Origin of the sequence: Saccharothrix texasensis, assembly GCF_003752005.1 — a bacterium.
Classification (GTDB): Bacteria; Actinomycetota; Actinomycetes; order Mycobacteriales; family Pseudonocardiaceae; genus Actinosynnema; species Actinosynnema texasense.
Map to the genome: position 1 here is coordinate 6669619 of NZ_RJKM01000001.1, position 24842 is coordinate 6694460.

At 72.6% G+C, this 24842-nt stretch carries 22 protein-coding genes; 16 read left to right on the forward strand and 6 right to left on the reverse strand.

The window, feature by feature from the left end; genetic code table 11:
- Positions 1-5: 5 nt before the first annotated feature.
- Entirely contained in the window at positions 6-734 is a 729-nt protein-coding gene (locus EDD40_RS29720) for a 3-keto-5-aminohexanoate cleavage protein (RefSeq protein WP_246037897.1), read from the forward strand.
- A 30-nt stretch (positions 735-764) separates the two neighbouring features.
- The gene (locus EDD40_RS29725) at positions 765-1403 is read left to right on the forward strand and encodes a LysE family translocator (protein WP_123745865.1); all 639 of its coding nucleotides are present in this window, start codon (positions 765-767) and stop codon (positions 1401-1403) included.
- 170 nt (positions 1404-1573) lie between these two features.
- Here the strand turns inward: EDD40_RS29725 and EDD40_RS29730 are convergent, their stop codons facing one another.
- Entirely contained in the window at positions 1574-2227 is a 654-nt protein-coding gene (locus tag EDD40_RS29730) for an ACT domain-containing protein (protein ID WP_123748370.1), read from the reverse strand.
- 225 nt (positions 2228-2452) lie between these two features.
- On the opposite strand from EDD40_RS29730, the gene gatC reads away from it, so the two are divergent.
- The 7 genes from gatC to EDD40_RS29765 all read left to right on the forward strand — a co-directional run bounded on the left by gatC (position 2453) and on the right by EDD40_RS29765 (position 12016).
- Positions 2453-2752 carry an Asp-tRNA(Asn)/Glu-tRNA(Gln) amidotransferase subunit GatC gene (gatC, locus tag EDD40_RS29735; RefSeq protein WP_015104569.1) on the forward strand — a complete coding sequence of 100 codons (300 nt, stop codon included), beginning with the start codon at positions 2453-2455 and terminating at the stop codon, positions 2750-2752.
- A 34-nt stretch (positions 2753-2786) separates the two neighbouring features.
- Positions 2787-4301, forward strand: coding sequence for an Asp-tRNA(Asn)/Glu-tRNA(Gln) amidotransferase subunit GatA (gene gatA, locus EDD40_RS29740; RefSeq protein WP_123745866.1), 1515 nt, complete (start codon positions 2787-2789; stop codon positions 4299-4301).
- An 11-nt stretch (positions 4302-4312) separates the two neighbouring features.
- Positions 4313-4504: a hypothetical protein gene (locus EDD40_RS29745; protein ID WP_123748371.1), complete on the forward strand. Its 192-nt coding sequence runs from the start codon at positions 4313-4315 to the stop codon at positions 4502-4504.
- Positions 4501-6003, forward strand: a complete 1503-nt coding sequence (gene gatB, locus EDD40_RS29750; RefSeq protein WP_123745867.1) for an Asp-tRNA(Asn)/Glu-tRNA(Gln) amidotransferase subunit GatB — start codon at positions 4501-4503, stop codon at positions 6001-6003. Before EDD40_RS29745 ends, gatB begins: the two co-directional genes overlap by 4 nt.
- A gap of 468 nt (positions 6004-6471) precedes the next feature.
- On the forward strand, positions 6472-6744 hold the full coding sequence (locus tag EDD40_RS29755) for a hypothetical protein (RefSeq protein WP_123745868.1): 273 nt from the start codon (positions 6472-6474) through the stop codon (positions 6742-6744).
- Between the two features lie 167 nt (positions 6745-6911).
- Positions 6912-9452 (forward strand): CHAT domain-containing protein, encoded by a 2541-nt coding sequence (locus tag EDD40_RS29760; RefSeq protein WP_342777786.1) that lies wholly within the window; start codon positions 6912-6914, stop codon positions 9450-9452.
- Positions 9453-9547: 95 nt separating this feature from the next.
- Positions 9548-12016 (forward strand): M14 family zinc carboxypeptidase, encoded by a 2469-nt coding sequence (locus EDD40_RS29765; RefSeq protein WP_246037898.1) that lies wholly within the window; start codon positions 9548-9550, stop codon positions 12014-12016.
- A 6-nt stretch (positions 12017-12022) separates the two neighbouring features.
- On the opposite strand, the gene EDD40_RS29770 is transcribed toward EDD40_RS29765, so the two are convergent.
- Positions 12023-13207 carry a PQQ-dependent sugar dehydrogenase gene (locus EDD40_RS29770; RefSeq protein WP_123745870.1) on the reverse strand — a complete coding sequence of 395 codons (1185 nt, stop codon included), beginning with the start codon at positions 13205-13207 and terminating at the stop codon, positions 12023-12025.
- Positions 13208-13217: 10 nt separating this feature from the next.
- Positions 13218-14087, reverse strand: coding sequence for an alpha/beta fold hydrolase (locus tag EDD40_RS29775; protein ID WP_123745871.1), 870 nt, complete (start codon positions 14085-14087; stop codon positions 13218-13220).
- 30 nt (positions 14088-14117) lie between these two features.
- On the opposite strand from EDD40_RS29775, the gene EDD40_RS29780 reads away from it, so the two are divergent.
- Together EDD40_RS29780 and EDD40_RS29785 are read left to right on the forward strand one after the other, a co-directional pair.
- A complete protein-coding gene (locus tag EDD40_RS29780; RefSeq protein ID WP_170185235.1) occupies positions 14118-15032 on the forward strand; it encodes a 2-hydroxyacid dehydrogenase in 915 nt (304 codons plus the stop codon).
- Between the two features lie 72 nt (positions 15033-15104).
- The gene (locus EDD40_RS29785) at positions 15105-15836 is read left to right on the forward strand and encodes a DoxX family protein (protein WP_123745872.1); all 732 of its coding nucleotides are present in this window, start codon (positions 15105-15107) and stop codon (positions 15834-15836) included.
- Positions 15837-15908: 72 nt separating this feature from the next.
- Here the strand turns inward: EDD40_RS29785 and ilvD are convergent, their stop codons facing one another.
- The 3 genes from ilvD to EDD40_RS29800 all read right to left on the reverse strand — a co-directional run bounded on the left by ilvD (position 15909) and on the right by EDD40_RS29800 (position 18725).
- A complete protein-coding gene (gene ilvD, locus EDD40_RS29790; RefSeq protein WP_123745873.1) occupies positions 15909-17753 on the reverse strand; it encodes a dihydroxy-acid dehydratase in 1845 nt (614 codons plus the stop codon).
- Between the two features lie 82 nt (positions 17754-17835).
- A complete protein-coding gene (locus EDD40_RS29795) occupies positions 17836-18279 on the reverse strand; it encodes a vitamin K epoxide reductase family protein (RefSeq protein ID WP_123745874.1) in 444 nt (147 codons plus the stop codon).
- Positions 18276-18725 (reverse strand): PH domain-containing protein, encoded by a 450-nt coding sequence (locus tag EDD40_RS29800; protein WP_246037900.1) that lies wholly within the window; start codon positions 18723-18725, stop codon positions 18276-18278. The genes EDD40_RS29795 and EDD40_RS29800 overlap by 4 nt, the downstream gene beginning before the upstream one ends.
- 287 nt (positions 18726-19012) lie before the next feature.
- Here EDD40_RS29800 and EDD40_RS29805 point away from each other — a divergent pair, with 287 nt between their 5' ends.
- The 5 genes from EDD40_RS29805 to serA all read left to right on the forward strand — a co-directional run bounded on the left by EDD40_RS29805 (position 19013) and on the right by serA (position 24634).
- On the forward strand, positions 19013-20848 hold the full coding sequence (locus EDD40_RS29805; RefSeq protein ID WP_170185236.1) for an acetolactate synthase large subunit: 1836 nt from the start codon (positions 19013-19015) through the stop codon (positions 20846-20848).
- Positions 20849-20854: 6 nt separating this feature from the next.
- Positions 20855-21361, forward strand: a complete 507-nt coding sequence (gene ilvN, locus EDD40_RS29810; RefSeq protein WP_123745876.1) for an acetolactate synthase small subunit — start codon at positions 20855-20857, stop codon at positions 21359-21361.
- Between the two features lie 31 nt (positions 21362-21392).
- On the forward strand, positions 21393-22406 hold the full coding sequence (gene ilvC / locus EDD40_RS29815) for a ketol-acid reductoisomerase (protein ID WP_123745877.1): 1014 nt from the start codon (positions 21393-21395) through the stop codon (positions 22404-22406).
- Positions 22407-22469: 63 nt separating this feature from the next.
- Positions 22470-22739 (forward strand): DUF397 domain-containing protein, encoded by a 270-nt coding sequence (locus EDD40_RS29820; RefSeq protein WP_123745878.1) that lies wholly within the window; start codon positions 22470-22472, stop codon positions 22737-22739.
- Positions 22740-23044: 305 nt separating this feature from the next.
- Complete coding sequence (gene serA, locus EDD40_RS29825; RefSeq protein WP_123745879.1) at positions 23045-24634, forward strand: phosphoglycerate dehydrogenase; 1590 nt, start codon at positions 23045-23047, stop codon at positions 24632-24634.
- The last annotated feature ends 208 nt before the right edge of the window (positions 24635-24842 follow it).

Here is a 24842-nt window from a genome sequence, read left to right on the forward strand (position 1 = left end):
GTTCGGTGGGTTTCGTGCTCCAGGCTTGTCTGAACGGCGCCCGTCAGCCGGGCAGCCACCCCAGTGTGCCGATCACGCCGCAGCAGCTGGCGGCCGACGCCGCGGAGTGCGCCGAACTCGGCGTGACGTCGTTCCACCTGCACCCCCGTGACGTGGTGGGACTGGAGGTGCTGGCCGGTCCCGAGGTCGCCACCACCGTGTCGGTGGTGCGGACGGCGGTGGCGCGGGCGGAGATCGGCGTGACGACCGGCGCGTGGATCGTGCCCGACCCCGTGCGGCGGGCGGAGCTGCTGCGCGGGTGGGCGGGACTGGCCGCCGGACGTCCCGACTACGCGTCGGTCAACGTGCACGAGGACGGCTGGCTCGACGTCGCCGCCGCGTTGCGCGACGCGGGCATCGGGATCGAGCTGGGCGTGTTCCACGTCGAGGCGGCGCGGACGTTGCTGGACGTCGGCGTGCCGCCGGGGACGGTCCGGGTGTTGGCCGAGGTGCAGCCGGGGGAGACGGTGGAGCACGCGGCACGGCTGCTCGACCTGCTCGGACCGCTCGGGCCGCCGGTCCTGCTGCACGGTGAGGACGACAGCGCGTGGCCGGTGCTGGACTACGCGGTGACGCGCGGGCTGGCCACCCGCATCGGTCTTGAGGACACGCTCACCTCGCGTGACGGCACCCCGGCGGCGGGCAACGCGCAGCTGGTCGAGCTGGCTCTCCGAACCGCGGAAAAGCGCTGGTAGCACGGCCGGGTGCCGTGGTTTCGTTGTGCCATGGTGTCCACCGACCGGCTCCTCGCCTTCGCGGCCATGTCGTTCCTGCTGATCGTGATCCCGGGGCCGAGCGTCCTGTTCGTGGTCGGGCGGGCGTTGGCGCAGGGGCGACGTGCCGCGCTGATCACGGTCCTGGGCAACACGCTCGGCGCTTATGCCCTGGTCGTGGCCGTCGCGTTCGGCGTCGGGGCGATCGTGGAGCGGTCGGCGGTCGTGTTCACGACGTTGAAGCTGGCCGGCGCGGCGTACCTGGTGTACCTCGGGGTGAAGGCGGTGCGGCAGCGCGGGTCGCTGCACGCGACGTTCACCGCCGGCGGTCCGGCGCGGGGTGGGTTGCGCACGTTGTGGGAGGGCTTCGCGGTCGGTGTGGCGAACCCGAAGACGATCGTGTTCTTCGCCGCCGTGCTTCCGCAGTTCGTGGATCGCGGGCAAGGTCACGTCGCCGTCCAGATGCTCCTGCTCGGCCTGGTGTTCAACGTCATCGCGGTGGCGTCCGACAGCGTCTGGGGCCTCGCCGCCGCCACCGCGCGCACCTGGTTCGCCCGCTCACCGCGCCGCCTGGCCCTGGTGGGCGGCGCCGGCGGCCTGGCCATGATCGGCTTGGGCGTCACCATCGCCACCACGGGCCGCAAGGACTAACCCGCGCGTGTCCTACGTTCGCGTCGCGCGTGTCCTACGTTCAGAACACCCGAGTTGAACGCTCAGCACAAGATCGACTGTACTGAGCGTTCAACTCGGGGTACGCGAACGTAGGACACGCGCGTTCCGGACGTAGGACACGCGCGTTCGGAACGTAGGACACGCGCGGGTCAGTCGGGGAGGACGACGGAGACGATGCCGGCCAGGTGGGCCAGGCGGGCGACTTCGGCGGCGCGGAACATCGGGCCGCCCGGGCGGCCCACCAGCAGGACGCGGTCCGGTTTGCCGAGAGGGGTGGCGGCCAGCTCGGTGCCCAGCTCCTGCCAGGTCTCGGGCACCCAGTCGTCCTCGCCGTCCAGGACGGTGGCGCGGGCCAGGGGCAGCCACGGCGGGGTCTGCAGCTTGGTCTCCGGCGCGGCCGAGGACGAGGTCAGGCGGCGCGCGGTGCTGCCGTCCCACGACACGACCACCGCCCACCCCGCCCGGATGATCTTCGGCACGCCCTCGGTGAACACCGCGAGCCCGTTGCGGGGGTCCTCGGCGACCTCCTCCACCAGTTCCAGCTCGCGGTGGGTGTCCAGCACGCCCGCGTAGGGCCGGACCGCGTCCACCTCGACGCCTTCGATGGACTCCGCGGCCGTGATCAGCACGTCGGGCAGCCGCCCGGAGGGCAGTTCGACCACCAGGTCGTCGATGGCCAGGCCCGCCCCGCGCTCCACCACGTCCACGCTGAGGATGTCGGCCCCGATCTCGCCGAGCGCGGAGGCGACCGCGCCCAGGGTGCCGGGACGGTCCGGGAGCTGGACCCGGATCAGGAAGGACACGGTGCACGCCTCCAAAGGCTGTGGTGGAGCATCGAGGTGGAAACTCGCCGGCCGATGATTCTCGCAGACGCAGCTTCGCTTTCCGACCCACCAGGGGCGTTGCGCACCGGTAAAATCGCGCACCCACGCGCGCGAGCGCGGGTAACCCGGTCGGAGGTCGGCCTGACCAGCCAATAGACTCGGTGGGTCCCGAATCCGAAAAACCGACCCACGGGGGTTGACGAGGTGCCCAGCATCTCCCGCGACGAGGTCGCGCACCTGGCCCGCTTGGCGAGGCTCGCCGTCACCGACGACGAGCTGGACCTGTTCGCCGGCCAGTTGGACGTGATCCTGCAGTCGGTGGCCACGGTGGGCGACATCGCCACCGCGGACATCCCGCCCACTTCGCACGCCGTTCCGCTGACCAACGTGTTCCGCGAGGACGTGGTGCGTCCCAGCCTCGGTCAGCAGCAGGCGCTCGCGGGCGCCCCCGCCGCCGAGGACGGCCGTTTCCGCGTGCCGCGCATCCTCGGGGAGGAAGCATGACCGCCGACGTTATCTTCCGCGCGGAGGCGGAATCATGAACAGTCTGATCCGCAGCACCGCCGCAGAAATCGCCGCCAAGATCGCGAGCCGCGAGGTGTCCGCGGTGGAGGTCGCCCAGGCCCACCTCGACCGGATCGCCGAGGTGGACGGCGCGGTCCACGCGTTCCTGCACGTCGACGCGGACGGCGCGCTCCAGGCGGCCCGCAAGGTCGACGAGGACATCGCCGCCGGCGCGCACGTCGGTCCGCTGGCCGGCGTGCCGATCGCGCTCAAGGACGTGCTCACCACCGAGGGCGTGCCGACCACGGTCGGCTCGAAGATCCTCGAGGGGTGGGTGCCGCCCTACGACGCCACGGTGACCCGCCGGTTGAAGGAAGCCGGCGTGGTGATCCTCGGCAAGACCAACATGGACGAGTTCGCGATGGGGTCCTCCACCGAGAACTCCGCGTACGGCCCGACCCGCAACCCGTGGGACCTGGACCGCATCCCGGGCGGTTCGGGCGGTGGTTCGGCGGCGGCGCTGGCCGCGTTCCAGGCGCCGCTGTCGATCGGCACGGACACCGGCGGGTCGATCCGCCAGCCCGGCGCGGTCACCGGCACGGTCGGCGTGAAGCCCACCTACGGCGGTGTGTCCCGGTACGGGCTGGTGGCGTTCTCGTCGTCGCTGGACCAGGCCGGGCCGTGCGCCCGGACGGTGCTGGACGCGGCCCTGCTGCACGAGGTCATCGCCGGGTACGACCCGATGGACTCCACCTCGATCGACGCGCCGGTCCCGCCCGTGGTGGCGGCGGCGCGCGAGGGCGCGAACGGGGACCTGTCGGGTGTGCGCGTCGGCGTGGTCACGCAGTTCAGCGGCGAGGGCTACCAGGCGGGCGTGCTGCGCAGCTTCGAGGCGGCGGTGGCCCAGCTGAAGCAGCTGGGCGCGGAGGTCGTCGAGGTGTCGTGCCCGAGCTTCGACTACGCGCTGCCCGCGTACTACCTGATCGCGCCCAGCGAGGCGTCGTCGAACCTGGCCCGCTTCGACGCGATGCGCTACGGCATCCGGGTGGGTGACGACGGCACGCGCAGCGCCGAGGAGGTCATGTCGCTGACCCGCGAGGCCGGGTTCGGCCCCGAGGTGAAGCGCCGCATCATGATCGGCACGTATGCGCTGTCGTCGGGCTACTACGACGCCTACTACGGTTCGGCGCAGAAGGTGCGGACGCTGATCAGCCGGGACTTCGACGCCGCGTTCGCCACCGTGGACGTGCTGGTCTCGCCGACCACGCCGACCACCGCGTTCCCGATCGGCGAGCGCACCGGCGACCCGATGGCGATGTACAAGGCCGACCTGTGCACGATCCCGGCGAACCTGGCGGGCAACGCGGCGATGAGCGTCCCCAGCGGACTGTCCGACGAGGACGGGCTGCCGGTGGGGTTGCAGATCATGGCGCCCGCGTTGCAGGACCACCGGATGTACCGGGTGGCGGCGGCGTACGAGGTGGCGCGGGACGCGGCGCTGGGCGCGACCGTGATCAGCGGTGTGCCGCAGTTGGCGGGTGCCCGGTGAAGCGGGGCGCGGTGGGGCGGGTTCGGACCGTCCTCGCGCTCGTCGGCGCCGCGGGCGCGGCCACCAGCGCGTTCTCCACGTTGAAGTCGGCTCGCGGCAAGAACGACAAGCTCGCCCTGGCCAACGCGGCGGCGAGCATCCTGGTGGCGATCACGGGCGCGGCGCTGGCGGCGCGGGGTCTGCGGAAGGACGGGAAGGCATGACGTCGGTGCACGAGCTGATGGACTACGCCGAGGTCATCGAGCGCTTCGACCCGGTGCTGGGGTTGGAGGTGCACGTCGAGCTGCACACCAACACCAAGATGTTCTGCGGCTGCGCGAACGTGTTCGGCGGCGAGCCGAACACGCAGGTCTGCCCGGTCTGCCTGGGCATGCCGGGCGCGCTGCCGGCGGTGAACGGCGTGGCGGTGGAGTCGGCGATCCGGATCGGGTTGGCGCTCAACTGCGAGATCGCCGAGTGGTGCCGGTTCGCCCGGAAGAACTACTTCTACCCGGACATGCCGAAGAACTTCCAGACCTCGCAGTACGACGAGCCGATCGCGTTCAACGGCTTCCTGGACGTGACGCTGGACGACGGCTCGCTGTTCCGGGTCGAGATCGAGCGCGCGCACATGGAGGAGGACACCGGCAAGTCGCTGCACGTGGGCGGCTCGGACGGCCGCATCCACGGCGCGGAGCACTCGCTGCTGGACTACAACCGCGCCGGCGTGCCGCTGATCGAGATCGTCACGAAGCCGATCGAGGGCACCGGTGAGCGCGCGCCGGAGGTGGCGCGCGCCTACGTCACCGCGTTGCGCGACTTGTTGAAGGCGCTCGACGTGTCGGACGTGCGGATGGACCAGGGTTCGCTGCGCTGCGACGCGAACGTGTCGCTGATGGCGAAGGACGCGACCGAGTTCGGCACGCGCACCGAGACCAAGAACGTGAACTCGCTGCGCAGCGTCGAGCGGGCGGTGCGGTTCGAGATGACGCGGCAGGCGGCGGTGCTGGCCGGCGGCGGCACGATCACGCAGGAGACCAGGCACTTCGACGAGTCGACGGGGTCGACCTCGTCGGGCCGCACGAAGGAGACCGCGGAGGACTACCGGTACTTCCCGGAGCCCGACCTGGTGCCCATCGCGCCGTCGCGCGAGTGGGTGGAGGAGCTGCGGGGCACGCTGCCCGAGCTGCCGTGGGAGCGCCGCAAGCGGGTGCAGCAGGAGTGGTCGCTGACCGACGCCGAGCTGCGCGACCTGGTCAACGCCGGCGCGGTGGACCTGGTGGCGGCCACGGTGGAGGCGGGTGCGACGCCCGCCGAGGCCCGGTCGTGGTGGGTGGCCTACCTGACGAAGGAGGCCAACGGGCGCGGTGTCGAGCTGGCCGAGCTGGGCATCACGCCGGCGCAGATCGCCCGGGTGATCGGGCTGGTGAACTCCGGTGAGCTGACCAACAAGCTCGCCCGCGAGGTCGTCACCGGCGTGCTGGACGGCGAGGGCGAGCCGGAGGCCGTGGTCGAGGCGCGTGGCCTGAAGGTCGTCTCGGACGACTCCGCGCTGGAGCTGGCGGTGGACGAGGCGCTGGCGGCGCAGCCGGACGTGGCGGCGAAGATCCGCGACGGCAAGGTGGCGGCGGCCGGTGCGATCGTCGGCGCGGTGATGAAGGCGACGAAGGGGCAGGCGGACGCGAAGCGCGTGCGCGAGCTGATCATCGCCCGCTGTTCGTAGGGTCTGCTCGGCGTGGGGCGGTGTCGCGGTCGCGGCACCGCCCCACCGCCGTTTTCGCGGCGGTGCGCGGACCGTCCACTCGCGGGCGGCCCATTCGCGATCCGCCGTTCTCCGGATACCGTTGGTCACCATTTCGGGACGGCCCGTGTCCGGCCCCGGGAATGTCCGGGGCGTGATTCCACGTCGGCCGGACCCGGTGGACTCGCCCTATTGCGGACCCGGCGCGCGTGCAGCCTGTTAACACATTCGTCCATTCGAGTGGTAACACTTTCCGAACGGCCGCTCCCGTGCTGGTCAGGGAACCTCAAGATCCACTTGTCGGTAGCTCTCGGTGAATTCCCTCCTCTCAGGTGCGTCCATCTGTGTCAGGCTTGGGCCGTTCGGCAGGCCGGGGGGCCACCGGAACGACCTGAATCATCCGCCGAGGATGCCCCGATCAGGGGATTCCGTTGTAGGGGAGGCAACGCCATGACACGCACTGACCCGGAGCTCGTCGCCGAGATCGAGGACGCGGTCGCCGACGTGGTCGCGGACACCGGTCAGACCACCACCGACCTGGTCGACGTCGGTGGGCTGGAGCCGACGGGCGGCCCGTACAAGCCGACCACGGACGACCCGGAGGTCGAGCGGCTCGTGAAGCCGATGGGCGGCCCCTACAAGCCGACCGGCGACCCGGAGACGAACGGCGGGCCGTACAAGCCCACCACCGACGAGCCGGTGGCTGTCACCCAGACGAACTGATACGGGTCACCGACAATCACGGTGACGTCACACTGAATGCCGTCGGCCACCGGCCGGCGGCATTCCTCTGCCGCTTGTGATCTCATATGGGCGTGCCTGGCGAAACGCGTGGCCCCGCCGGCCCGGAACACGCTGTCGGACGGGCCCGGCAGTTGCACCGCAGCGCGTTGGACGCGGCCACCGCGGACCGCCACCCGGCCGCCATCCGGCAGATGCGCCGGGGCCTGGCGCTGCTGGAGGCGCCCGGCATCGACCCCCAGGAACGGCTCGAGGTCCGCACCCGGCTGCGGAACACGCTGGCGTTCTGCCTCGCCGAGACGGGCAAGGTCGACGACGGCCTCACCCAGCTCGCCGGGGTCGACGCGGAACTCGCCGGGCTGCGGGACGAGGAGCTGCGGGCGCACCTGTCCACGTTGGTCAACCTCAACCGCGCGGCTCTGCTGTGCCGGGTCGGCCGCATCGACGAGGGCATCGCCCAGCTCGACCGCGAGATCGAGCGCAGCGCGCGGCGCCTGTCCGCGCACGCCGATCCCGAGGCCGTCGACCTGCTGGCGCTGGCCCTGTCCAACCGGGGCAACGCGCACGGCGAGGTGCACCGCCACGACAAGGCCGCCCGCGACCTCGACCGCGCCGTCGAGCTCGCCGACGCGCACGGCCTGCCGCTGCGCGCCGCGATCGCCAAGCACGCGTTGGGCAACGCGGTGCAGCGCGCCGGCGACATCCCGGCCGCCCTGCGCCACTACCACGAGGCCAACCGGGCGTTCCAGGCGCTCGAACCCGGCCTGCTGCTGCGCCTGCGCATCGACCAGGCCGAGGCGATGATCAGCGTCGGGCTGGCCGACGAGGCGGGCCGGCTGCTGGACGAGGTGCTGCCGGAGCTGCGCCGCCAGCGCATCGGTCAGGACGTGGCCGAGGCCGAGCTGTTCCGCGCGGCGGCGGCGTTGCAGGACGGCGACCTGGTGCTGGCCCGGCGGACGGCGACCTCGGCGCAGCGCAAGCTGCTCGGTCGCGGCAGCCCGGCGTGGGCGGCGGTCGCGGGGCTGATCGCGTTGCGGGTGGACGCGGTCCGCGCGCTCGGCTCGCGACGGCCGGTCGCCGGGGTGGTGCGGCGGGCGGTCGAGCTGTCCGCGGAGCTGGCGGCGCTGAAGCTGCACGACCAGGCGGCGTTCGCGCTGGTGCTGGCCGCCCGGCTAGAGATCCGGCGCGGCGACCCGGACCGCGGCGCCGAACTGCTGCGCAGCGTGCCCAAGACGCGCCGGATCACGCCGATCGACCACCGGATGCTGCTGCGGCTGTGCCGGGCGGAGCTGGCGCTGGCCCGCGGCAACCAGCGGGTGGCGTTGGCGCAGGCCAAGGCGGGCCTGGCCGAGCTGGGCCGGATGCGGGACCGGCTCGGCGGCCTGGAACTGGTGTCCGGCACCGCCGTGCACGGCCGTGAGCTGGGCGAGCTCGCCGTGCGCCTGGTGCTGGGCGGCACGGACTCGGCGGCCAACGCCAAGCGCCTGTTCACCTGGCTGGAGCGCACCAGGGCCCAGCTGTACCGGTACGACCCCGCGGTGTCCACTGTGGACTCCGAGTTGGGTGAGCGGATCACCGAGGTGCGCACGCTGAGCCGGGCGCTGCTGCGGGCCCGCCTCGACGGCCTGCCGACCGGTGAGCTGGAGTCGCGGCTCAAGGCGAGCCAGCGCGCGGCCACCCGGATGGGCTGGGGCGCCAGCCCGTGGGGCACCCCTCGTCCCGTCGTCACGCCGGACGAGGTGCTGTCCCGGCTGGCCGGGCGGGCGATGGTGAGCTTCGCGGTGTCCGGTGACGAGCTGATCGCCGTGGTGTTCGCCGGCACGCGGGTGCGGATGGTGCGCCTCGGGTCGGCCGCCGACGCCACCGAGGGCGCGCGCCGCCTGCACGCGGACCTCAACGCGCTCGCGCCCGACCACCTGCCGGCGCCGTTGGCGGCGGTCATCTCGGCGTCCGCGCGCCGTGAGGCGGAGAAGCTGGACCGGCTGCTGCTGCGCCCGCTCGCGCCGATGATCGGTGACCGGGCGCTGGTGGTGGTGCCGACCGGCGCGTTGTACGTGGTGCCGTGGGGAGTGCTGCCGACCTGCGTGAACCGGCCCACCACGGCGGTGCCGTCGGCCACCGCGTGGGTGTCGGCGGTCCGCCGGGAACGAGACCACGTCGAGGGCGTGCTGCTGGTGCGCGGCCCGGGGTTGCAGGCCGCGCAGGGCGAGATCGACCGGCTCGCCGGCTACCACGGCGACGCGCGGCTGCTGGGCGTCGCCGAGGCCAAGGTCGGGGCGGTGCTGGAGGCGCTGGACGGCGTCGAGCTCGCGCACATCGCCGCGCACGGCGAGCACGAGCCGGAGAACGCGCTGTTCTCCCGGCTGGAGCTGGTGGACGGGGCGATGTTCGCGCACGAGATCGGCCGGGTGCGCCGCCCGCCGCACCAGGTCGTGCTGGCCGCGTGCGAGCTGGCGCTGAACCGGGTGCGTCCCGGTGACGAGCCGCTCGGCTTCGCGGGGGCGCTGCTGGCCGCCGGCGCGCGGACGGTGATCGCCGCGTCCAGCCGGGTCGGCGACGAGCCCTCGGCGGCGGCGATGGCCGACTTCCACCGCATCCTCGCGGGCGGGGCGTCGCCCGCGGTGGCGTTGGCCGAGGCGGTCTCCGTCGACCCGCTGCGCCGCCCGTTCGTGTGCCTGGGTTCGGGATAGCGGCGCTGACCAGCCATTCGACCGGTTGACCCGGATCACCCGCACCCACTAGTCAGGGTGGAGGAGTTCTTCGGCGATCACCCCTAGGGGGCCCGGTGCGCTGGTTGACGCTCACGGTGCTGTTGCTGGCCACGATGACCACCCCCGCGACCGCCGCGCCCGCGGCCGGCCGGGCGCACGAGCCGGGCAACGGGCCCGAGCGCAACCAGGTCGCCGCCGTCGACCCGCCGCGGCACGCCACCGCGCGCGGCGACAACTGGCCCGACGCCAACCCCGGCTACCCGCGCCGCACGCGGCTGCGCGCCTACCCGGAGGACCCGACCGACCAGGCGATCAAGCTCGGCCTCGCGCCCTACCACGCGCTCGCGCCGCGCCTCGACGACCTGCAACGGCGCAGCGACCGGGTGTCCGTCGAGGTGGTCGGCCGGTCGACCGCGGGCCGCGACCTCTACCTGGTCACGGTCACCGCGCCGGAGAGCCCGGCGGAGACCCGCAGGCAGGACGCGTGGCGAGACAAGATCGAGAACGACCCGACCGCCGCCGCCCGCGACGTCTTCCTGCGCGCCAGCTACAAGGCCCCGGTGTGGATCAACGCCAACATCCACGGCGACGAGTGGGAGGGCACCGACGGCGCGCTGCGCGTGATCGAGGACCTCGCCGTCGACCCGGCCGCCCGGGACTTCCTGCGCCGTCACCGCGTCCACGTGAACCTGACCGCGAACCCGGACGGCCGGGTGGCGGGCACGCGCGCCAACGCGGCCGGGTTCGACCTCAACCGCGACTTCGTCACCTCGTCGCAGCCGGAGTCGCGGGCGATGCGGGACGTGGTCAAGCGCCTCCAGCCGCTGCTGGTGCTCGACGAGCACGGCTACGTGGCCGACACGCTGATCGAGCCCACCACGCCGCCGCACGGCCAGAACTACGACTTCGACCTCTACATCGGGCACGGCTACGCGGCCGGACTGCGGATGGAGGCGGCGGTCCAGGCGCTCGGCCACCCGGAGGCGGCACAGCCGGAGATCCCGTTCCGCGACTACGAGCCGGGCGTCTGGGACGGCTGGGCGCCGATCTACACCGCGCAGTACTCGATGTACCACGGCGCGGTGTCCTACACGGTCGAGATCCCCATGCGCGTGAACCGGGTGGACTACACGACACAGCCGGTGGCGGAGCTGCGGCGGCGTTCGGCGATCAACACCGACGTGGTCGAGGCGACGATCCGCAGCGCGCTCACGTACGTGGACGAGCACCGGACCGCCATGGTGGACAACCAGATCGAGATGTTCCGCCGCGGCCTGGCGGGCGAGCCGCAGCGGGCCGTGCCGGACGGCTTCGTGCCCGGGTTCGGCCCCGAGGACCGCTACACCACCGAGTTCCCGCGCGGGTACGTCATACCGGTCGGCGACGGGCAGCGGTCCGGGCAGGCCGCCGCCCGGCTGGTCGACCACCTGGTGGCGCACGACGTCCGGGTGAAGCGGGCCACCCGGGCGTTCACCCTGGGCGACCGGTCCTACCCGGCCGGGTCCTACGTGGTGGACCTGCACCAGCCGAAGCGGGCGCTGGCGAACGTGATGCTGGAGGCCGGCCGGGACATCTCCGGCACCGTGCCGGTCATGTACGACATCAGCGGGTGGAGCCACCGGCTGCTGTGGGGCGCGTCGGTGGACGTCGTGCGCGACGGGCCGCTGGACGTGCGCGGGCGTGAGGTGATGGCGGCGTCGGCGCCCGGTTCGCTGACCGCGCCCGCGGGCGGTGACCTGGCGCTGGCACTGGCCGACGGCGAGGACGCGGCGGCGGTGAACGACCTGCTCGCGCGGGGGATCGGGCTGCGCCGGCAGGCCGACGGGACGATCGTGGTGCCCGCGTCGGCGCGGTCGGCCGCCGAGGAGGTGTCGGACCGCTACGGCGCGCGGTTCACCGCGGCGGCGCCGGGCGGCGTGCCGCTGCGCCGCCCGGTGGTGGCGGGCGCGGTGGCGGCGGACGAGCTGAAGGCGTTGCGGGACATGGGTTTCGACGTCCGGCCGGTGTCGACGGCAGTGCTGGACGACGGGTTCGACCTGGCCGGCGTCGACGTGCTGCTCGTGTCGTCGGGGTTGCGGTACGACCGGCTCGGCGCGGCGGCCAAGGCGGCGGTGGACGCGTTCCTGGGGCGCGGCGGCGTGGTGACCCGGGGTGCGACGGGCGCGCGGTTCAACGCCGACGCCGGTGTGCTGCCGGTGCGCGCGGTCGCGGGCCGGGAGGACGCGAACGGCGTGGTGTCGGTGGTGGACGAAGCGGGCGCGGTCGGCCACTCGTTCGTGTACGCGCCGCACTGGTTCACCGACCTCGGGCCGGGGGTGCGCGCGCGGCAGCGGTACCAGGGCTTCGTCGCCGGGCACTGGGCGACCCGCCCGGACGGCTCGGGGGGCAGCGCGGAAGCGGCCGGTCAGGCGGCGGTCGTCGCGGGCACGTCACCCCGGGGCGCGCGGGCGGTGCTGTTCGGCACCGAACCGCTGTTCCGCGACCACCCGAAGGGCCTGTACTGGCAGGTCGCGGACGCCATCTACCGCACCGCGGCGCCCTGACCGCGGTCAGTCCTTGCTGCCGCCGGCGACGCTCTCCCGCACGATGACCACCACGCGGTCGTCGCTGGAGACCGGCGTGCCGCCCGCGTTCTTGTTCACCGTGCCGGCCAGCGCGGTCGTGTCGTCCAGCATCACCAGCGGGCCGAGGCGGCCGAAGCCCTCTTCGCCGGTCATGGTCGCCTCGGGCTTGCCGGTGAAGCTGCCGTCCGGGTTCATCGGCAGGCTGAGCAGGCCCGGGGTGGCGCTCGCGGTCACCATCACCGTGTTCGAGAACGACGCGCAGCCGCCCACGCCGGGGCGCTCGGCCCACGACCACGCCGGGTCGCCGAGCGCCTTGCCCGGCTCGACCCGGTACAGCAGGTCCGCGGTCGCGCCCGCGTCGGTCACCCACGCCTTCGTGCCGTCGCCGGACACGCACACCCCGCCGGGCGACCGCAGCCCGCTCGCCAGCACCCGCGAGCCCTCCGCCGGGTTGCCGCGCGCGGGCCGGCCGGTGGCGTCGATCCGCAGCACCTTCCCGGCCAGCGAGTTCGGGTCGGCCGCCGCCGCCGGGTTGCCCGCGTCACCGGTCGCCACCAGCAACGCGCCGGTGCGGTCGTGGGCGAGCGCACCCCGGTTGCCGGTCGGGCCCTTCGGGATGCCGGTCAGCACCGGCTTGGGCACGTCGTCCGGCGCGATCCGCAGCACCCGGTTGTCGGTCGCGGTGGTCACGTACAGGAAGATCAGCTGGTCCTCGGCGTACGTCGGCGACAGCGTGAGCCCGGTGAGCCCGCCGTCACCCGCCGCGTCCACCTCGAGCTTCGCCACCTCGACCGGGTCGACGTCCTTGGTCACCCTGAGCAACCGCCCGGTGGTGCGCTCGGTGGCCAGCGCCGTCACCGCGCCGGTGGTCTGGTTGACGTCGGTCAGCGCCACGCCGGAGATCGGGCTCAGGCACGTGCCGACCACGGCGGGGTTGAAGTCCTTGCAGCCCTGCGGCGGTGGCACGGGCGTCGGCTGCTGGCCGGGCTGCTGGCCCGGGGCGGGGCCCTTCGGCAGCTCGCCGGGCAGTTCGGGCACCGGCCCGGCCTGCGGCGTCAGCTGCTGGGCCGCGCTCCACCCCGCCGGTCCCGGCTGCTCGGGGAAGCTCGCGCAGCCCGCGGCCAGCAGGCCGAGGGCCGAACCGATCAGCACTCCACGCAGTCGAGACACGGGTCCCAGGTTAAGCGCGCGGCCGTGAACGCGAGGTGAGCGGCCCTTCCGCGTCGTCGCGCACGGCCCGCTGCACGGCGTCGGCCCGGTCGAGCAGGAGTTCCAGCTCCCGCACCACCACCTCGGGGTCCTCCAGCGGCAGGAAGTGGGTGTTCGGCAGCACCCGCACCCTGGCCTGCGGCAGCGCGGCGACCGGGCCGAGCACGCCGTCGGCGGAGGCCAGGAAGTCGTACCGGCCCGCCAGCACCGTTGTGGGGCACGTCACGCCGGCCAGGTCGAGCCGGGGCGCGCGGCCCAGCGCCAGCGCGAGGGTGAGGTACCAGTCCCAGTCGTGCCGGAGGTAGCGGCGCAGCGACCCGACCAGCGGGCCGCCGACGTCCGGCACCGGCACGCGGTGCAGCACGGCGTCCAGCAGCGGCGCGGCGGCCTTCAACGCCGTCAGCCCGCCCACGCCGAGCAGCCGCCGCACCGGCTCCGGCACGCCCGGGAAGCCGAACGCGTTCGCGAACGCGTCGCCCGGCGCGCCCGTGACCAGCATCAGGCCGGTCACCCGGTCCGGGTGCCGCAGCGCCAGCTCCGCGGCCACCGTCACGCCCATCGACCAGCCGACCACCACGCACCGCTCGACGCCGCCGTCGTCCAGCACGGCCAGCGCGTCGGCGACGTGGTCGGCCGGCTGCACGCGGGCCGGGTCGGCGGGCCGGTCCGAGTCGAGGGTGCCGCGGTGGTGCCAGCCGTGCAGGCGGGCCGACGGCAGCTCCGGCCACACCGCGGGCACGACGCCGAGGCCGTGGCTCAGCAGCACGTCCGGGCCGTCGGCCTCGGTGCGCCACAACCTGATCCGCGTGCCGTCCGCGGAGAAGACGTCGTGCTCCCGCATGGCGGCAAGTGTGCCGTAACGTGCGTGCCCGTGAGCCTCACCGTGCTGGTCCCCGACGACCTGGGTGTCCGCGTGCTGTCCGACGTGGAGGGTGTCCGGCCCGTCCGCTACGAGCCGGGGCAGCCGCTGCCCGCCGAGGCCGCGCACGCGGAAGTGCTGGTGCCGAAGTTCCTCCAGGGCTCGGACCCGCGCGAGGTGTTCGACCGGCTGCCGTCGCTGAAGCTGGTGCAGCTGCTGTCGGCGGGCGCCGAGCGGTTCATCGGTGTCATACCCGATGGTGTGATGCTGTCGACGTGTCGCGGGGCCCACGGCGGCAGCACGGCCGAGTGGGCGATCGGCGCGCTGCTCGCCCTCTACCGGGACTTCCCGGTGTTCGAGCGGGCCAGGCAGGAACGCCGCTGGGACTACCACCTCACGGACACGTTGCAGGGCAAGCAGGTGCTCGTGGTCGGCGCGGGTGACCTGGGCGAGCAGTTCCGGCGCAGGCTGGAGCCGTTCGACGCGACCGCGACCATGGTGGGCCGCACGGCGCGCGACGGCGTGCACGGCGTGGCGGAGCTGCCCGACCTGCTCGGCGGCTTCGACGCGGTGCTGGTCGTGGTGCCGCTGACCGCGGAGACCACCGGGATGGTGGACGCGGAGTTCCTCTCCCGGATGAAGGACGGCGCGATCCTGGTCAACGGCGCGCGCGGCGCGGTGGTCGACACCGACGCGCTGCTGGCCGAGCTGTCCTCGGGGCGGCTGCGCGCGGCGCTGGACGTGACCGAGCCGGAGCCGCTGCCCCCGGACCATCCACTGTGGACGGCGCCGGGCCTGTTCCTCACCCCGCACGTGGCCGGCAGCTGCACGGGCCACGCCGAGCGCGCGTACGCGGTGGTGGCGGCCGAGGTCGGGCGGTTCGCCCGCGGCGAGCGGCCCCGGAACCTGGTCCAGGGCGACTACTAGGCCGATCGGGTGAACTTGCGCGGCTGAACGGACGCTCGCGGACGTCGGCCGAACCTCCTAACGTGCGGGTGCGTGGCTACTCACGACGACCGCTCGAGCGCATCTGGCGGCTACTCCGACGACGGGTTCTACTCGGCGAGTGGCGTTGGCGGAGGAGTGCACCACTTCGACGACGGCACGCGGACGCTCGACGGCGACGCGTTCGGCAAGGACACCAAGGGCTTCGACACCTCCGGCTACACGCCGGTGGCCGACCTCCAGGACAAGCCCGCCCACTACGACACCTACGACGACGAGGACGAGCGCAAGCCGTTCGGCTGGACCGCCGGCGCCGACATCGGCCTGCTGGTGCTGCGGCTGGCGCTGGGCGGCGCGTTCGTCGCGCACGGCCTGCAGAAGGTGTTCGGCCTGTTCGGCGGGCCGGGCATCGACGGGTTCACCCGGTACCTGCAGTCCGCCGGGTTCCGCGAGGCGCGCATCCTGGCCTGGGTCACCGGCGTGACCGAGCTCGGCGGTGGCGCGCTGCTGGTCCTCGGCCTGTTCACGCCGCTCGCGGCGGCCGGCGTGCTCGGCGTGATGGCGAACGTCGTCGCCCTGAAGTACAAGGGCGGCTTCTTCGCGCCCAACGGCGTCGAGCTGGAGGTGGCGTACGCGGCGATGGCGTTCGCCGCGCTGTTCGCCGGCCCCGGCCGCGCCGCCCTCGACTACAACCGGAGCTGGTTCCGCCACCCGCTGCTGTCCGGCTTCATCTGCCTGGTCCTCGCCGCCGGCGCGACCGCCGCCACCCTCTACGTCTTCCGCTGACGCGGTCCCCCGAACAGCCACTGGACGGCGGGAACCGGCCGACACCAGGTGCCGGCCGGTTCACCCGGGCGCCTACCGGGTGACGTCCCGCACCGCGCCCGTGGACGCGTCGGTCGCCATCCGGGCGTAGGCGCGCAGCGCCGCCGTCACCGGGCGGACCCGGTCGACCGGCTGCCACGGCCGCTCCGACGCCTCCATCTTGGCCCGCCGCTCGGCCAGCACGACGGGGTCCACCAGCAGCTCCAGCCGCCGCTCGTGGACGTCGATCACGATCCGGTCGCCGTCCTGGACGAGGCCGATCACGCCGCCGCCCGCCGCCTCCGGCGAGACGTGGCCGATGGACAGGCCCGACGTGCCGCCGGAGAACCGGCCGTCGGTGATCAGCGCGCACTTGCGGCCGAGGCCCGCGCCCTTCAGGAACGCGGTCGGGTGCAGCATCTCCTGCATGCCCGGACCGCCCGCCGGGCCCTCGTAGCGGACCACGAGCACGTCACCGGCCTGGATCTCCTTCTTCAGGATCGCCGAGACGGCCTCCTCCTGGGACTCGACCACCCGCGCCGGCCCCTCGAAGTGCCACAGCTCCTCGTCGATGCCCGCCGCCTTGATGACCGCGCCGCGCTCGGCCAGGTTGCCGTGCAGCACGGCCAGGCCGCCGTCCTTGGTGTAGGCGTGTTCGACGTCGCGGATGCAGCCGCCCGCCGCGTCCGTGTCCAGCTTCGACCACCGGTTGGCCGTGGAGAACGCCTCGGTGGTGCGCACCCCGCCGGGTGCCGCGTGGAACAGCTCGACCGCGCGCGGTGACGGCGACTCGGCGCGCACGTCCCACTGGCCCAGCCACGACGCCATGTCCGGGCTGTGCACGGTGCGCACGTCCTCGTTGAGCAGGCCGGCCCGCCACAGCTCGCCGAGCAGGGCCGGGATGCCGCCCGCCCGGTGCACGTCCTCCATGTGGTAGTCCGAGTTCGGCGACACCTTCGCCAGGCACGGCACGCGGCGGCTGAGCGCGTCGATGTCGGCCAGCGTGAAGTCGACCTCGCCCTCCCGCGCGGCGGCCAGGACGTGCAGCACGGTGTTCGTGGAGCCGCCCATCGCCATGTCCAGCGCCATGGCGTTCTCGAACGCCCGGCGGTTCGCGATCGAGCGCGGCAGCACCGACTCGTCGTCCTGCTCGTAGTACCGCTTGCACAGCTCCACGACCGTGCGGCCGGCCTCGGCGAACAGCTCGCGGCGGGCGGCGTGGGTGGCCAGCGTGGAGCCGTTGCCGGGCAGCGCCAGGCCCAGCGCCTCGGTGAGGCAGTTCATCGAGTTCGCGGTGAACATGCCCGAGCACGAGCCGCAGGTCGGGCAGGCCGACCGCTCGACCTCGGCCAACCCGGCGTCGTCCACGTCCGGCGAGGCGGACGCGGAGATCGCGGTGATCAGGTCGGTCGGCGCGACGGCGACGCCGTCCACCACGACCGCCTTGCCCGCCTCCATCGGCCCGCCCGAGACGAACACCACCGGGACGTTGAGCCGCATCGCCGCGTTGAGCATCCCGGGCGTGATCTTGTCGCAGTTGGAGATGCACACGATCGCGTCGGCCTGGTGCGCGTTGACCATGTACTCGACCGAGTCGGCGATGATCTCCCGCGACGGCAGCGAGTACAGCATCCCGCTGTGCCCCATCGCGATGCCGTCGTCGACCGCGATCGTGTGGAACTCGCGCGGCACCCCGCCCGCCTCGCGGATCGCCTCGGCCACGATGTCCCCGAGGTCGCGCAGGTGCACGTGCCCCGGCACGAACTGCGTGTAGGAGTTGGCGATGGCCACGATCGGCTTGCCGAAGTCGCTGTCGGTCATGCCGGTCGCGCGCCAGAGCGCGCGTGCGCCCGCGGCGTTGCGGCCGTGGGTGGTGGTGCGGGAACGGAGCGGTGGCACGGCTCCTCCAGAAGTCTTTGCCAGACGATTTCGCGTACGACGCGCGCGGGGGTGTGGGGCGCGAGAGGTGGGGAGCGGTGCCTCAGAGATTACTCCGCCGCAGCGCGCCCGTGACCAGGGCGGCGGCGAGCGCGAGCGTGATGACGTGCACAGCGGTGCACCAGAGGCAGATCTTCCCGATCAGCAGGAACTCGGCGGCCACCAGGTACACCACGAACAGCACGCCGACGCCGACGGCCACCAGCCGCGCCCAGTGCAGCGCCTCGCTGCGCCACGCGAAGGGCAGGCACGCGACGGTCATGAACGCGAAGAACGCGAGCCCCAGCACCGCGACCGGGATGCCGAAGAGCTCCGACTGCTCACTGGTGGTCACCGTGCCGCAGTCGATCACCTCGCCCTCGGCGCACAGCAGCGCGCCCGCGGTGAAGTGCGCGACGGTGAGGTAGGTCGACACCGCCAGGCCCGCCAGCGACAGCACCAGGCTGACGACCGGCAGCCGGCCGAAGGTCCGCGTGTTCGAACTCACTCCTCGGACCTTACGGGCGGCGGCGTGTCGTCCCGGTCAGGCCCGGAGGCCGCCCCGGCGGGGTCTCCGGCCTCGGCCGCGGCCGCCGGGTCGGCCACCCGTCCGCCGCTGACCAGCGACAACGTCGGCAGGTGGGCGGCGCGGACGGCGGGCAGCCGGACGAGCGCGTCGTCGCGGAGCACCGCCGACAACCACCCCTTCGGTACCACCTTGATCGCCTTCACGTCCGACCACGGCACGACCCGCTTGCCGAACGTGCCGCGCGCCACGATCCGCTCGTCGTCCACGGTCGTCCGGTTGCGCACCACCCACCAGGCGAACGCGGCCGGCAGCAGGTAGAGGGCCTGGAGACCGGGCACGCCCCAGGCGACGGGGGTGGCGCAGATCGCCGCGGAACCGGCGGCGAGCAGGGCGGGCGTGGGGATGCGGAACACGGCTTTCGGCACGGTTCGAGATGCTGCCACCTCCTCGTCCGAGCGGGTGACCTCGCCCCGCGTCCACGCACGTGGGGCTTCCACCATCCGGGAGTGCCGTCCCGCACAGTTGACGCTCCACCCGCTTGACGGTTAACGTCAGGCCCATGCAGCGCAACCTCGTTCTCGTACTTCCCAGGCGCGTCGACGCCTAGGCATTCGAGCTTGCGTCGACGCGCGACCCTCGTACGACCCGTTCGGGTTGGCGAGGGTTTTTTCGTGCCCGGACCGTGCATTCTCCTTACCCACGAGGCAGACAGATGACCAGCGCAACCTCGCGACCGGCTCCCGGAGAGTCGTCGCCCCGCCCTGGACCGCGGCCGAAACCGGCCCCGCCGAGCGGCGCTCCCATCCGCGTGACCGGTGCCCAGTCCCTCGTCCGCTCGCTGGAGGCAGTGGGCTGCGAAGTGGTCTTCGGCATTCCCGGCGGCACGATCCTGCCTGCCTACGACCCGCTCCTCGACTCGACCAAGGTGCGGCACATCCTGGTCCGCCACGAGCAGGGCGCGGGTCACGCCGCGACCGGGTACGCCCAGGCCACCGGCAAGGTCGGCGTCTGCATGGCGACCTCGGGGCCGGGCGCGACGAACCTCGTCACGCCGCTGGCCGACGCCAACATGGACTCCGTCCCGGTGGTCGCCATCACCGGCCAGCAGTCCCGCCCCCTGATCGGCACCGACGCGTTCCAGGAAGCCGACATCTGCGGCATCACGATGCCGATCACCAAGCACAACTTCCTCGTCACCGACGCCGCGGACATCCCGCGCGCCGTCGCCGAGGCGTTCCACCTGGCCTCCACGGGCCGACCCGGCCCCGTCCTGGTGGACATCCCCAAGGACGTGCTCCAGGAGATGACCTCGTTCTCCTGGCCGCCGGAGCTGCGCCTGCCCGGTTACCGGCCGACGACCCGGCCGCACGGCAAGCAGGTGCGCGAGGCCGCGAAGCTGATCGCCGCGGCCCGCCGCCCCGTCCTGTACGTCGGCGGCGGCGTGATCAAGGCCGAGGCGTCGCCCGAGCTGCTCGAGCTGGCCGAGTCCACCGGCATCCCGGTGGTCACCACGCTGATGGCGCGCGGCGCGTTCCCCGACTCGCACCCGCAGCACATGGGCATGCCCGGCATGCACGGCACGGTCGGCGCGGTCGCCGCGATGCAGAAGTCGGACCTGCTGATCGCCCTCGGCGCGCGGTTCGACGACCGGGTCACCGGCCAGCTGGCCTCGTTCGCGCCGGACGCGCAGGTCGTGCACGCCGACATCGACCCGGCCGAGATCTCCAAGAACCGCCGCGCGGACGTGCCGATCGTCGGCGACTGCAAGGAGATCATCCGCGACCTGGTCGACGCGGTGCGCGCGGAGAAGGAGAACGCGACCCGCCCGGTCGACCTGGCGCCCTGGTGGGAGCAGCTCAACGCGCTGCGCGAGACGTTCCCGCTGGGCTACGACTGGCCCGAGGACGGCACGCTGTCCCCGCAGTACGTGATCGAGCGGATCGGCCTGCTGACCCCGCCGGACACCCTGTTCACCGCGGGTGTCGGCCAGCACCAGATGTGGGCCGCGCAGTTCGTGAAGTACGAGCGCCCGCGCACCTGGATCAACTCCGGCGGCCTCGGCACGATGGGCTACGCGGTGCCCGCCGCGATGGGCGCGAAGGCCGGCGTGCCGGACGTCCAGGTGTGGGCGATCGACGGCGACGGCTGCTTCCAGATGACCAACCAGGAGCTGGCCACCTGCGCCATCGAGGGCCTGCCGATCAAGGTCGCGGTCATCAACAACGGCAACCTGGGCATGGTCCGCCAGTGGCAGACGCTGTTCTACGGCGAGCGCTACTCCAGCACCGACCTGGGCACGCACAAGCACCGCATCCCCGACTTCAAGCTGCTCGCCGAGGCCTACGGCTGCGCGGGCCTGCGCGCCGAGTCGCGCGAGCAGGTCGACGCGGTCGTCCAGCAGGCCATGGAGATCAACGACCGGCCGGTCGTCATCGACTTCGTGGTCGGCAAGGACGCCCAGGTGTGGCCCATGGTGGCGGCCGGCACCGGCAACAGCGAGATCATGGCCGCGCGTGGCATCCGCCCGCTGTTCGACGAGGACGAGTGACCCGTGATGACTAGGCACACCCTGAGCGTTCTGGTCGAGGACAAGCCCGGTGTCCTCGCCCGTGTGGCGGGGCTGTTCTCGCGGCGCGGCTTCAACATCGAGTCGCTGGCCGTCGGCCGCACCGAGCACCCGGACATCTCCCGGATGACCATCGTGGTGTCGGTCGACGAGCTGCCGCTGGAGCAGGTCACCAAGCAGCTCAACAAGCTCGTCAACGTCATCAAGATCGTGGAGCTGGAGTCCGCCGCGTCCGTCCAGCGGCAGCTCCTGCTCGTCAAGGTGCGCGCCGACGCGACGGTGCGCAGCCAGGTCCTGGAGACGGTGCAGCTCTTCCGCGCGAAGGTCGTCGACGTCTCCCCGGAGGCGGTCACCGTCGAGGCCACCGGCACGTCTGAGAAGCTCGACGCGCTGCTGCGGATGCTGGAGCCCTACGGGCTCCGCGAGATCGTCCAGTCCGGCATGGTCGCCATCGGCCGTGGCGCCCGCTCCATCACCGCGACCGCGGTGCGCTGATTTTCCAGTTCCGAGGAAGGAAGTACCACCAGTGAGCGTCGAGATCTTCTACGACGACGATGCCGACCTGAGCATCATCCAGGGGCGCAAGGTCGCGGTCATCGGCTACGGCAGCCAGGGCCACGCGCACGCGCTGAGCCTGCGCGACTCGGGCGTCGACGTCCGGATCGGCCTGCCCGAGGGCTCCAAGTCCCGCGCCAAGGCCGAGGAGGAGGGCCTGCCGGTCGGCACCCCCGCCGAGGTCTCCGCCGAGGCCGACCTGATCATGATCCTGGCGCCGGACACCGCGCAGCGGCACATCTACGCCAACGACATCGCGCCGAACCTCAAGGACGGCGACGCGGTCTTCTTCGGCCACGGCTTCAACATCCGCTACGGCCTGATCACCGTGCCGTCCAATGTGGATGTCGCCATGGTCGCCCCGAAGGGCCCCGGCCACCTGGTGCGCCGCCAGTTCGTGGACGGCAAGGGCGTGCCCGCGCTGATCGCGGTCGAGCAGGACGCCTCCGGCACCGCGCAGGCGCTGGCGCTGTCCTACGCCAAGGGCATCGGCGGCACGCGCGCGGGCGTCATCAAGACCACGTTCAAGGAGGAGACCGAGACCGACCTGTTCGGTGAGCAGGCGGTGCTCTGCGGTGGCGCGTCGGCGCTGGTGCAGACCGGTTTCGAGGTGCTGACCGAGGCCGGCTACGCGCCCGAGGTCGCCTACTTCGAGTGCCTGCACGAGCTGAAGCTCATCGTGGACCTCATGTACGAGGGCGGCATCGCCCGCATGCGGTACTCGATCTCCGACACCGCCGAGTTCGGTGACCTCACCCGCGGCCCGCGCGTCATCACGCCGGGGGTCAAGGAGGAGATGCGCAAGATCCTGGGCGAGATCCAGGACGGCACCTTCGCCACCGAGTGGGTGAACGAGGACGACGCCGGCCGCGGCAACTACAAGAAGTTGCAGCAGGAGGGCGAGCAGCACCCGATCGAGGAGGTCGGCAAGAAGCTGCGGGGCCTCATGTCCTGGGTCGACCGCCCCATCACCGAAACGGCGTAAGATCAGCGGTTTTTTCACCGGGGCCCGCGGTTTCGACCGCGGGCCCCGGTATACCTAGGGCCCATGACCGACAGCGCGCCCATCTACGACGACAAGGCCCACGTCCGGGGCAACCTCGACCTCGGCGCGGCCGAGTGGATCCGCAGCGACGAGGGCGCGGAGGACGAGGAGGAGCACGTCGAGATCGCGTTCGTCGAGCACACCGACGGCGTGACCTACACGGCGATGCGCAACTCCGCCCACCCCGACGGCCCGGTGCTGGTGTTCACCCCCGCCGAGTGGGAGGCCTTCATCCTCGGCGTCAAGGACGGCGAGTTCGACGAACCCTGGTGACCCGCCCGAACGCACGACGCGCGCGAGAGTCCAACCTCCACACCGCGCGTGTCCTACGTCCGGAACGGCCGTGTCCTACGCTCGCGCACCCCGAGTTGAACGTTCGGCTCGGCGCGGTGGTCCAAGTAGGACGCGCGTACCGTGTTCCAGCAGGTGAAACGGGGCACCCGGGTGTCCACCACCGGTCGGGCGCTGACTATGCTCGTTAACAACCCGGACACATTGCCGTGGCCGGCCGGCGCGGGTGACGACCTGCTCGACGGCCCCGCGCTCCCCACCCGTTCACACCTCCGGGAGCGACGTCCGTGACCAAGCCCGTTGTGCTCATCGCCGAGAAGCTCGCACCGTCCGTTCTCGACGTCTTCGGTGATGGCATCGAGGTGCGCCACGTCGACGGCACCGACCGTCCCGCGCTGCTCGAAGCCGTCGCCGACGCCGACGCACTCCTGGTCCGTTCCGCCACGAAGGTGAACGCCGAGGTCTTCAAGGCCACCACCAAGCTGAAGGTCGTCGCCCGCGCGGGCGTGGGGCTCGACAACGTCGAGGTGCCCGCCGCCACCGAGCGCGGCGTCATGGTGGTCAACGCGCCCACCTCGAACATCGTCAGCGCCGCCGAGCACGCGGTCGCCCTGCTGCTCGCCACCGCGCGCCAGATCCCGGCCGCGCACGCCACGCTGCAGGAGCACGAGTGGAAGCGCAGCAAGTTCAACGGCGTCGAGGTGCAGGGCAAGACCGTCGGCGTGGTGGGCCTGGGCAAGATCGGCCAGCTGTTCGCCGCGCGCATCGCGGCCTTCGGCACCGAGCTCATCGCCTACGACCCGTACGTCAGCGCCGCCCGCGCCGCGCAGCTCGGCATCGAGCTGGTGACGCTGGAGGAGCTGCTGGAGCGCGCCGACTTCATCTCCATCCACCTGCCGAAGACCCCGGAGACCAAGGGCCTGATCGGCGCCGAGCAGCTGGCCAAGGCCAAGCGCGGCGTGATCATCGTCAACGCGGCCCGCGGCGGTCTGATCGACGAGGAGGCGCTGGCCGAAGCCGTGAAGGAGGGCCAGGTCGGCGGCGCGGGCATCGACGTGTTCTCCACCGAGCCCACCACCGAGAGCCCGCTGTTCGGCCTGCCGAACGTCGTCGTCACCCCGCACCTGGGCGCGTCCACCACGGAGGCGCAGGACCGGGCGGGCACGGACGTGGCCAAGTCGGTGCTGCTCGCGCTGGCCGGCGACTTCGTGCCGGACGCGGTGAACGTGCAGGGCGGCGGCGTGGTCGGCGAGGAGGTCCGCCCGTACCTGCCGCTGGTGCAGAAGCTCGGCACGGTGGTCGCGGCGCTGAGCGCGAAGGCCCCGACGAGCGTCACCGTCGAGGTGCGCGGCGAGCTGTCCAACGAGGACGTGGCGGTGCTGCCGCTGGCCGCGCTGCGCGGCGTGTTCTCCAGCGTGGTCGAGGAGCAGGTCACCTTCGTCAACGCGCCGGCGCTGGCCACCTCGCTGGGCGTGAGCGTCGACCTGGTCAAGGAGCCGGAGAGCGCCAACCACCGCAGCCTGGTCACGGTGCGCGCGGTGCAGGCGGACGGCGCGGTCATCACGGTGTCGGGCACGCTCACGGGCCTGGACCAGGTGGAGAAGCTGGTCGGCATCAACGACCGCGGCTTCGACCTGCGCGCCGAGGGCAACGTGCTGCTGCTGGAGTACCCGGACCGGCCGGGCGTGATGGGCGCGGTCGGCACGCTGCTCGGCGAGGCGGGCGTGAACGTCGAGGCCGCCCAGATCAGCCAGACGAAGGACGGCGCGGACGCGTTCATGCTGCTGCGCGTCGACCGCCCGGTGGACACCGCGGTGCTCGACCCGATCGGCGCGGCCGTCGGTGCGCGCACGGTGCGCGCGGTCAACTTCGAGTGACCGGGTAGTCCCTGGAACGGAGTAACGCCGCCGAGACTTGTCGATGTATATCGTCGCAGGTCTCGGCGGTGTCACATTCACCGTTAGTTGTCAAAACTGTGGTTGCCATCACTCGTTCGGGCTAACTGATCGGCTCGATCGAGCGATTAGGTTCCTCGCACGAGGTTGACCCGGTGCCGTAGAGGGCACGGCACCACGCGGGCAGTGC

Bases quoted from the DNA above. Each gene is read 5' to 3' on its own strand.
- EDD40_RS29725 (WP_123745865.1), top strand. From the start codon at position 765: ATGGTGTCCACCGACCGGCTCCTCGCCTTCGCGGCCATGTCGTTCCTG.
- EDD40_RS29755 (WP_123745868.1), top strand. From the start codon at position 6,472: ATGACACGCACTGACCCGGAGCTCGTCGCCGAGATCGAGGACGCGGTC.
- EDD40_RS29805 (WP_170185236.1), top strand. From the start codon at position 19,013: ATGACCAGCGCAACCTCGCGACCGGCTCCCGGAGAGTCGTCGCCCCGC.
- EDD40_RS29775 (WP_123745871.1), bottom strand. From the start codon at position 14,087: ATGCGGGAGCACGACGTCTTCTCCGCGGACGGCACGCGGATCAGGTTG.
- EDD40_RS29820 (WP_123745878.1), top strand. From the start codon at position 22,470: ATGACCGACAGCGCGCCCATCTACGACGACAAGGCCCACGTCCGGGGC.
- gatA (WP_123745866.1), top strand. From the start codon at position 2,787: ATGAACAGTCTGATCCGCAGCACCGCCGCAGAAATCGCCGCCAAGATC.
- gatB (WP_123745867.1), top strand. From the start codon at position 4,501: ATGACGTCGGTGCACGAGCTGATGGACTACGCCGAGGTCATCGAGCGC.
- ilvN (WP_123745876.1), top strand. From the start codon at position 20,855: ATGACTAGGCACACCCTGAGCGTTCTGGTCGAGGACAAGCCCGGTGTC.